At 67.4% G+C, this 8,779-nt stretch carries 7 protein-coding genes; 6 read left to right on the forward strand and 1 reads right to left on the reverse strand.

Annotated elements, in window-relative coordinates; translation table 11 throughout:
* Positions 1-745 precede the first annotated feature (745 nt).
* Genes CA982_RS01745 through CA982_RS01755 form a run of 3 tightly spaced genes read left to right on the forward strand, consistent with a single transcriptional unit; the run spans position 746 to position 2,687 of the window.
* A complete protein-coding gene (locus CA982_RS01745; RefSeq protein WP_208617853.1) occupies positions 746-1,255 on the forward strand; it encodes an enoyl-CoA hydratase in 510 nt (169 codons plus the stop codon).
* 6 nt (positions 1,256-1,261) lie between these two features.
* Positions 1,262-1,969, forward strand: coding sequence for a hypothetical protein (locus tag CA982_RS01750; RefSeq protein WP_086533588.1), 708 nt, complete (start codon positions 1,262-1,264; stop codon positions 1,967-1,969).
* Positions 1,970-2,015: 46 nt separating this feature from the next.
* Positions 2,016-2,687 (forward strand): VOC family protein, encoded by a 672-nt coding sequence (locus CA982_RS01755; RefSeq protein WP_086533589.1) that lies wholly within the window; start codon positions 2,016-2,018, stop codon positions 2,685-2,687.
* Between the two features lie 100 nt (positions 2,688-2,787).
* Here CA982_RS01755 and CA982_RS01760 read toward each other — a convergent pair whose 3' ends face one another.
* Positions 2,788-3,984, reverse strand: coding sequence for an NAD(P)-dependent malic enzyme (locus tag CA982_RS01760; protein WP_086533590.1), 1,197 nt, complete (start codon positions 3,982-3,984; stop codon positions 2,788-2,790).
* Positions 3,985-4,252: 268 nt separating this feature from the next.
* On the opposite strand from CA982_RS01760, the gene CA982_RS01765 reads away from it, so the two are divergent.
* The 3 genes from CA982_RS01765 to CA982_RS01775 all read left to right on the forward strand — a co-directional run bounded on the left by CA982_RS01765 (position 4,253) and on the right by CA982_RS01775 (position 8,381).
* Positions 4,253-4,918: a GntR family transcriptional regulator gene (locus CA982_RS01765; RefSeq protein WP_086533591.1), complete on the forward strand. Its 666-nt coding sequence runs from the start codon at positions 4,253-4,255 to the stop codon at positions 4,916-4,918.
* Positions 4,915-6,180, forward strand: a complete 1,266-nt coding sequence (locus CA982_RS01770; protein ID WP_086533592.1) for an MFS transporter — start codon at positions 4,915-4,917, stop codon at positions 6,178-6,180. The genes CA982_RS01765 and CA982_RS01770 overlap by 4 nt, the downstream gene beginning before the upstream one ends.
* Positions 6,181-6,299: 119 nt before the next feature.
* Complete coding sequence (locus CA982_RS01775; protein ID WP_086533593.1) at positions 6,300-8,381, forward strand: DUF6541 family protein; 2,082 nt, start codon at positions 6,300-6,302, stop codon at positions 8,379-8,381.
* Positions 8,382-8,779 lie beyond the last annotated feature (398 nt).

Raw genomic sequence — 8,779 nt, forward strand, 5'->3', positions numbered from 1 at the left:
CTGTTTCGATCGGCCTTTACGAGTAGCAGAGGGCTGGATCTTGAAAAGTGGACGATCGGACCATTCGGTTCAAGGCCCGGCCAGAAGAAGGTCTGGGAAGTCGTCACTGGCTCAGGCCTGGCGACGGTAGGTATCACGACTTACGCAGTTAACAGCGCGGTTCGTGTTCCCCAAGCTCCAGCTGGTCCTGCCTTCTTCATGGCGGTCCCGTGAATGAGTTCAAACTGACATGTCGTCGCTATAGAGATACCCGAGGGGTTGGTATGAAAAGGTTGGTAGTAGCACTATCCGCTGTGGGGCTCATGTTCTCGGTGGCGTTTGCGGGTGCCGGAAGCGCATCTGCGGCTCCTCTGCAGATACTTCAGACGAGCAGTACCACGTTCGGCACTTTCGGCGACCATTCGTTCTGCCGCGGCGCTCTTTCGGTGAGGTGGCAAAGTGTCCCGAACAAGCGTGGTGTCGTCCGTGTAACCGCGACCTCGCATGGATTTGGTGGCGACGGCGCGACGTGGAAGCGCAATCCCAAGTGTCGTGTACTTCTACTAACGCAGACGACGAGCATCCGTGGTCTGTATGTCCAGAAGTGGGTGCCCGCGTCGTTCGGGCCGCGACGAGGTATTGCGAAGAGCTGGGATGTTATGACTGGCTCCGGATTCGCCAATATTGCTGTTATGCCGTACTCGGCGAACGGGCCGGTGCCACTGCGCCAAGGATACGGCGCTGGCGCCAACATGATCGTTCCCTAATGGCGTTTGAACTCGACGAAGGACGTACCGTGAAACGAGTTCTTGCAATTGTCGGGCTGGCGGTGTCGGCCGTTCTGTGCGTCTTTGCCACAGGTTCGGCGTCCGCGGCTCCGATTCCCCAGGTTTCGACTACCGGCTACAACTTCGGGATATTCGGCGACCACTCTTACTGCCGGGGTGCGGTCAACGCGACTGTGGATGCGCCGAAGGGTAAGCGGGGTGTAGTCAGGGTCACGGTGCGATCGCATGGGTTCACCGGGGCTGGGGCGAGTTGGAAGCGTAATCCGAATTGCCGAGTGCTGTTTGGGAACTACTACACCAGCGTGCGGGGTTACAACCTGGAAAAGTGGGTTACCGCAACGTTCGGCCCGCGCGCAGGCGAGAAGAAGGTGTGGGAGATCAACACCGGCTCAGGACCAGTCAGCCTTGGGTTCGGTGGGTTCTCGCCCAATAGCCCAGTTCGAGTCCCTTCCGGCTACGGTTCGACCATCTACATGCTCGTTCCCTGACCCCCTATGACCAACCCGACCACACCACGCGACGACGACCCGCAGGCTTGGGCCGAGCGGGCCGCCGTCGTGTGCGGGACCGCGGGCGGTGTTGGGACGTCGGTCGTTTCGGCGCTGCTCGCCGAGCACCGGGCGTCGTCGACGCTCGGTCTGCTGTCGTGGTGGGTGGACGCGTCGGGCAACGACTGCGACATCGAACTGCGGCTCCGTGGGTCGGGTAACCCCGAACTGTTGCGCACGGCGTCGGGGACGGGTCTGTGGCTGCCTCCCGAGGAGGCGACGGTCACCGACGCCGTCGTCGAGACGTGGCGGCAGGGTGCGGTTCCCGTCGTCGATGCCGGTGCGCATCCGCTGACGTTGCTCCCCGAACTCGCCGAGGACGATCTTCCGAACCTCACGCCGGTGCTCGTCATCGCGGCACGCCCCGACCTGCTCAATCGCGCGCGCGTCGTCTTCACCGAATGGGACCGGGCCGGGGTGCTGGAGAAGACGATCGTCGTCATCTCGTCTCAGCTACCGACCACCCACCACGACGGGCTCGCCGACATGCTGGTCAATGTGGTGTCCGGTGCGGTCGGCGGCGTGATCGGCCTCGACTACGACCCCGTGATCGGCGCCGGCACCGCCCTCGACCAGGGCGCGCGCCGCGGGTGCCTCCCGGCGACGCACCAGACCATCGCGACTCTCGCCGCGGCGACCACGAACAGGCGCTGACCGGCCCCCTTTCGCAATCCCGAGGAAGCGGGCAGCATGGGGCGGTATGACCGGCTCCACTCGCACACCGCTCACCCCCGCCCAGGCCGCCGAGATGGTTGCCGATCCGTGGCGCGTCATCGCCGACCGACTGGCAGCCGCCTACAGCACCGGGTCGATGGTGCGGGGCGGCGAGTTCGTCGCCGCGATCATCGACGCCGCCGAACAGGCGAATCACCACCCCGACATCGATCTTCGGTATGGGACGGTGCATCTCGTCCTCACGACACACAGCGCCCATCAACTCACGGAAGCCGACGTCGCGCTGGCGAACCGGATCACCGGCATTGCCGCCGACCTCGGCCTCGAACCGGCGTCCGCGCCCGTCACGCAATTCAACCTGGCCATCGACGCTCTCGACATCCCGGCCATCAGGCCCTTCTGGAAAGCGGTCCTCGGCTATGGCGACGCCGCCGAACGGGAGCCCGTCGACCTCGTCGACCCGGCCGGCCGTTTACCCAGCGTCTGGTTCCAGCAAATGGACGAACCCCGGCCGCAGCGCAGCCGCATGCACGTCGACCTCTGGGTTCCGACCGACGAGTTACACGGGCGGCTGCAGTCGGCGATCACCGCCGGCGGTCAATTGCTCACCGACGACTACGCTCCCGCGTTCTGGGTGCTCGCCGACGCCGAGGGCAATGAGGTGTGCCTGTGTACCTGGCAGGACCAGAACTTCTGATTCAGGCGAGCCATCAACTACTGATCGACTTCAACTCGACTGCCAGACTTCGATCGAAGTCTGGCAGTCGGATTGACGTCTGGCGGTCGACGCCGAGCAGTCAGGAGCAGTGCCCCTCGGCGCGGGCGACATCGGCGACGGCTGCTGCGACTGCCGGGGCGACCCGGTCGTCGAGCGGGCTGGGCACGATGCGGTCGGCGCGCAGGTCGTCGGCGGCGACCGAGAAGATGGCTTCGGCCGCAGCGATTTTCATACCCTCGCTGATGCGGCGTGCGCCGGCGTCCAGGGCGCCCTTGAAGACACCGGGGAAGGCGAGCACGTTGTTGATCTGATTCGGGAAGTCGCTGCGCCCGGTCGCGACGATCGCGGCGTACTTGGCCGCGGCCTCCGGGTGGATCTCCGGGTCGGGGTTCGACAGCGCGAAGACGATCGAGTCGTCGTTCATCGACGCGATGAGCTCTTCGGGGATCAGGCCGGCCGACACGCCGATGAAGACGTCGGCGCCGGCGAGGGCCTCGACCGCGCCGCCGGTCAGTCCGCGCGGGTTGGTGCGCGACGCCAGTTCGCTCTTCGACTCGTTCAGTCCGTCCCGTCCCTGGGACACGATGCCCTTGGAGTCCAGCACGACGACGTCGGAGATGCCTACTGCGAGAAGAATGTTCGCGCAGGCGACACCCGCCGCGCCGGCGCCGGAGATCACGACTCTCAGGCCGGCGAGGTCGCGGCCGAGGTGGGTCGTCGCGCCCTTGAGGGCGGCCAGCACGACAATCGCGGTGCCGTGCTGGTCGTCGTGCATGACCGGGCAGTCGAGGGCCTCGATGACGCGGCGCTCGATCTCGAAGCAGCGCGGTGCGGAGATGTCCTCGAGGTTGACGGCGCCGAAGCTCGGGCGGAGCCGGATCAGGGTCTCGACGATCTCGTCGGGATCCTGGGTGTCGAGCACGATGGGGATGGAGTTGAGTCCGGCGAAGCTGCGGAAGAGCGCCGATTTGCCCTCCATGACCGGCAGTGAGGCGCGGGGACCGATGTCGCCGAGTCCCAGAACCGCCGATCCGTCGCTCACCACGGCCACCAGACGATCGGTCCAGGTGTACTTGTTCACCAGCGTGGCGTCGGTGTCGATCGCGCGCGACACCTGGGCCACACCCGGGGTGTAGGCGATCGACAGGTCGCGCTGCGTGTCGATGGGTGCCCGCAACTCCACCGAGAGCTTGCCGCCGACGTGGGCCAAGAAGATCTCTTCGTCGGTGATGGGGTGATCGGCGATTGTGGGTTCGGTGTAGGGGGTCTCACCCATACGTGTGTCCTCCGTGCTCGTCACGGGTCCTCCTGGAAAGCCGCGAAATATGCGGGTTGCATCGTCTCGCCGGCCACGCTGCCCGCGAGCTAGAAGTGATCCGCATCGACGCGAGCGGGTGGACTCAGCGGACGCGGGCCGGGCTCGTGTGAGCGGGGTGACGCTCGTTACGGCCGGATTAAGTGTCTCACCGTCTGGGATCGGGACGGAAGGTGGGTCGGGCCAGGTGAAACACACAATGATCATTGGTAAGGTACAACTTGTGTCTATGTTGCATGCGACCTCCGAATCCGCTGCTGAGCGGGTATATGCCGAGGTCAAAGAGCAAATTCTCACAAACGAGATCGCCGGCGGTGAGCTGATCAGCGAGGGTGAGATCGCCGCGAGGTGCTCGGTGAGCCGCACTCCGGTGCGCGAGGCGTTCCTGCGTCTGGAGACCGAAGGCTGGATGCGTCTCTACCCCAAGCGTGGGGCGCTCGTGGTCCCGATCGGCGAGCGCGAGATCCGGGACGTCATCGACGCTCGCCTCCTCCTCGAACGGCACGCGGTGCGGTCGGTCGTCACGCGCCCGGCAGCGACCGCCGGACTCGTGCGGGGTCTGCGCGACAACCTGGCCGCACATCGCCGAGCCGATGCCGCCGACATCCAGGAGTTCTCACGCATCGATGCCGAGTTCCATCAGCTGATCGCCGCGGCGGGTGACAATCCGTTGCTCTCCGACTTCTACGCGACGCTGGGGGAGCGGCACCGCCGGATGACGACGGCCTCGGTGCACCGGGACGCGAGCATCGCCCCGCGAATCCTCGACGACCACCGCGCGCTTCTCGACGCCATCGAGTCCGTTGACGCCGACCGCTTCGACGAACTGCTCGCCGGCCATCTCGTCGCGGTTCACGATCTGCCCGGACACGACCTCCCCGGGGCGTCGGCATGAGCGCCGACCGCGCCCGCTTCGGATGGCCCGCCGTCGCGCTCGCCGTGTTCGCCACCGCGTGGGGCGGCAACGAGTTCACCCCGCTGCTGGTGATGTACCGCCAGATCACCGATCTGTCACCGGTGGTCGTCGACGCGCTGCTCTTCGCCTACGTCCTGGGCATCGTGCCCGCCCTGCTGATCGGCGGTCCGTTGTCGGACCGGCTGGGTCGGCGACCGCTCATGTTGCCCGCGCCGCTGTTCGCGGCCGTCGGTTCGGGACTGCTGGCCGCGGGGTCGGAGTCGGTCGCACTGCTGACCGCGGGACGGGTGTGCAGCGGAATCGCACTGGGCCTCTCGATGGCCGTGGGTGGGAGCTGGATCAAGGAACTGTCCGACCGTGACGGCGCGCGTGCGGGCGCCGGCGCTGGTCGCGCGGCCATGAGTCTCACCGCGGGATTCGGCGTCGGCGCAGGGGTGGCCGGGGTGCTCGCGCAATGGGGGCCGTGGCCGCATGTGCTGCCGTACCTGGTGAACATCCTGGTCGCCGTGATAGCGGCCAATCTCGTTGCGCTGGTGCCGGAGACGCGGCCACGACAGTCATCGCCGGGTCGGTTGCGCGACGACCTGCGCATCCCGGCCGCGGGTCATCGACGCTTCCTGTTCGTCGTGGTGCCGCTCGCGCCGTGGGTCTTCGGCGCTGCCGCCTCGGCGTACGCCGTCATCCCGGCACTGATGTCGGCGCGGACCGCGGGCGCGCCCATCGCCTTCGCGGGCCTGTGCTGCGTGCTCGGTCTCAGCGCGGGCTTCGGAATCCAGTCACTCGGCCGGCGGATCGACGTGCCGGGCAGCCCGCGCGGTGTGATCGTCGCTCTCGCCGTCCTCATCGCCGGCATGATCCTCGCCGCGGTCGCGGCCCAGATGCTCACGGTCTGGGTGTCGCTGGCCGCAGCCACCCTGCTCGGGTGCGGTTACGGCATGGCGATGATCGTCGGCCTGCTGGAGGTGCAGCGCATCGCCGGGCCCGACGACCTCGCCGGGCTCACCGCCGTCTTCTACGGGGTGACCTACCTCGGTTTCGGCATCCCGGCAGTGCTGGCCTGGATCTCGGAGAGCTGGGTCGCGATCACCTACCCGATCATGTTCGGTTTCGGCGCCGTGGCCGCAGCCGGAAGCCTGATCGTCGCCCTCCTCGGGCATCGGCGCCACGGGTCGGCCGACGCCGACGAACCCGCCGGCGCGACCACGCCGACCGAGGACACCGGAGCTGTCCGGGCACGGTGACACGACGGCCCCGCCCGACCACCCGGTAACCTGCTGGGAGTTTGGTCAGGCACCGCAGGCCGTGCGGCCGCGGGTGCGACGGGGAGTGTGCAGCGGGTGAGTGTGGAAAGGCGCGGGCGATGATGCTTGGTGCATGGGTCGTCGTCGTGTCCGCGCTCGTGCTGATCCTGCCGGGTGCATTGGTCGGACGGCGGATGAATCTGCCGTGGCCGGTCGCTGTGGCCGCCGGCCCACCCATCACGTTCGCCCTGGTCTCGATCCTGACGGTGCTCTACTCGATCGTCGGCTTCGAATGGAACGGTGTCTCCGCGCTCGTGGGCCTGGTCTTCGCGGTCGGGGGCGCCTGGATCTACTCGGCGCTGCTGCTCACCCGCTGGGGTCGTCGCCTGGCGCCGGCTCCCGCCGACGACGGCGAACCCCGCGTGGGGCGGACCGCGACGGTGCGGGTCGCGGCGGGTCTCGGCCTCGGCGGACTCGTCATCGCCGTCACCTGTATCCGACCGATCGCGACCACCGCGTTCGCCGGACTCGGCAACATCTCCCAGGTGTGGGATTCGTTGTGGCACGCCAGTTCGCTGCGGTGGATTCACGAGACGGGCATCGGTTCGGCCATGCGCATGGGCGAGCTGATGAACTACGACACCCAGGGGTTCAACTACTACCCCAACACCTGGCATGCGCTGGGGGCGTTGCTGTTCCCGCTGACCGGCGCCGACCCGGTGGAGCTGTACAACACGTATTCGCCTGCGGTGCTGGCGGTCACGGTCCCGCTCGGCGTCGCGTCGCTGGCCTACTGGTTTGCGCGGCACCGGTACGACGTCGACTCGGCCGCATTCATCGCGGGTGCGGCGGGAGCTCTGAGCGCGCTGTTCCCGTCGCTGCCGTACGTCGAGGTGCAGCTGACCTCCGTGCCCAACGCCGTCGGCGTGAGCCTGGCGCCGGTCGCCGCCGTGCTAGTGATGAGCGTGGTGTCGGACAGATCACGTGTGCTGCCGGCCGCCCTGGCGGTTGCGGGTGTGACCGCCACCCACCCGTCCGGCCTGATCGTCGTCGGTGTGCTCGTCGGCCTCTGGTGGCTGTGTGAGGGACTGTGGCGTCCGGTTGCCGGGCGCCTGCGCGACCTCGCGGCGCTGGCCGTCACGGCGGCGCTGACATTGATCCTCATCGCGCCGGTGGTGCTGGGCACCATCCGGGTCGCCGACACCAACGAACTCCCGTTCTTCGATTTCCGCGAAGACACGATCGGTGTCCTCGACGGGCTGGTGAAGGGCGCGTTCAACGGGACCATCCCGCTCGAGCTCGACCACTTCCCGGTCTGGCCTCTCATCGCCGTCACCCTGCTGGGTCTGATCGCGCTGGCCTGGTTGCGGTGCTGGGCCGGCCTGGCAGCCTGGTTGGTGTTCGCCCTGGTCACCGCCAATGCGATGGTGTCCCTCGGTCCGCTGTCGGCACCCCTCGGCGTGATCGGCGGCTACTTCTACAACTCGCCGCACCGCCTCACGTTCGTCGTCGCGATCCTCTCGGCCGCGGCTTCGGGTGTCGCGCTCGGCGCCCTCGCGCTGGGTGTGGCCGGCCTCGTCCGACGCCGCGCGGGATCGGACCAGACCGATGGTCGGGAACCGCCGAGCGAGGCGTCGTCGACGAGGGCGCGCTGGGTGGTGGCCGCGACATACGTGGTGTTGCTGGCGATGATCGCCGGCGCCGCCGTCGTCCGGTACCCGCCGAACGCGCAGATCGCGTCGAAGGAACGGGGCGGCAAGTACGTCGGCCCCGACGACCTCGCCGCCTACGAGTGGCTGGCGGCGCAGCCCGACGCCCAGGACGTCCTCGTCCTCAACAACCTCGACCAGGGCACCGGTTGGCTCTACCCGGTCACCGGGGTCACGCCGATGTTCCCCTTCTACCGGGCCAATGAATTCTCCGAGCGGCAGCGTGACCTGTTCTGGGGCGTGTCGGAGATCGGTGCCGACCCGAAGATCGACCAGATCGTGCGAGACATGAACGTGCACTACGTGATCGACTCGCCGCCCAGCTACTGGGAATTCCAGCGCGGCATGCCCGATCCGGCCCGCGGACACCAGGGCGACCCGTTCTTGGCGCTGCGGCAGAACGGCGCCCCCGGACTGACCGAGGTGTTCCGCCGCGGCGACGCGGTGATCTACCGCGTGAACGACCTGGTCTACCCGCCGCCCGCGCCCTGACCGCCCTGATTCGAGAGAACCACGGACCCAGTGGCCACCCCCCCCGCTCCCTGAGGTGCGAGGAGCGCAAGCGGCGAGCCTCGAAGGGCCTGGTGAGGCGAGTCGCCGGACCCTAATGGGGGTGGATCGGCTCTCTTTTGGGGGATGCTGGTCGTGTGAGCCTTCCCGGTCGGTGACCACTGCCGGACCCTGAAACGGTGTGTTGGATTTCTAGACGAAGACCGTGGCCCGGCCGGGTGAGGATCACCCGCTAGAACGCTTCTGGGATGTCGTGCCCCCTGAAGGTGTGGGTGAGCACTGATCCATTAGGCCGCGTCAGGGTGATCTCCCGAAGGTTCACATCGAGATCGTCGAGACGACCGAAGACGAGGTGAACGAGTGTCATGATCTTTGTGGGC

Source organism: Gordonia lacunae, from assembly GCF_002149015.1.
Lineage (GTDB): Bacteria > Actinomycetota > Actinomycetes > Mycobacteriales > Mycobacteriaceae > Gordonia > Gordonia lacunae.

Excerpts from the sequence above, each read along its gene's own strand:
- CA982_RS01750 (WP_086533588.1), top strand. The coding sequence starts at position 1,262 with ATGACCAACCCGACCACACCACGCGACGACGACCCGCAGGCTTGGGCC.
- CA982_RS01775 (WP_086533593.1), top strand. The coding sequence starts at position 6,300 with ATGATGCTTGGTGCATGGGTCGTCGTCGTGTCCGCGCTCGTGCTGATC.
- CA982_RS01755 (WP_086533589.1), top strand. The coding sequence starts at position 2,016 with ATGACCGGCTCCACTCGCACACCGCTCACCCCCGCCCAGGCCGCCGAG.
- CA982_RS01760 (WP_086533590.1), bottom strand. The coding sequence starts at position 3,984 with ATGGGTGAGACCCCCTACACCGAACCCACAATCGCCGATCACCCCATC.
- CA982_RS01745 (WP_208617853.1), top strand. The coding sequence starts at position 746 with ATGGCGTTTGAACTCGACGAAGGACGTACCGTGAAACGAGTTCTTGCA.
- CA982_RS01770 (WP_086533592.1), top strand. The coding sequence starts at position 4,915 with ATGAGCGCCGACCGCGCCCGCTTCGGATGGCCCGCCGTCGCGCTCGCC.
- CA982_RS01765 (WP_086533591.1), top strand. The coding sequence starts at position 4,253 with ATGTTGCATGCGACCTCCGAATCCGCTGCTGAGCGGGTATATGCCGAG.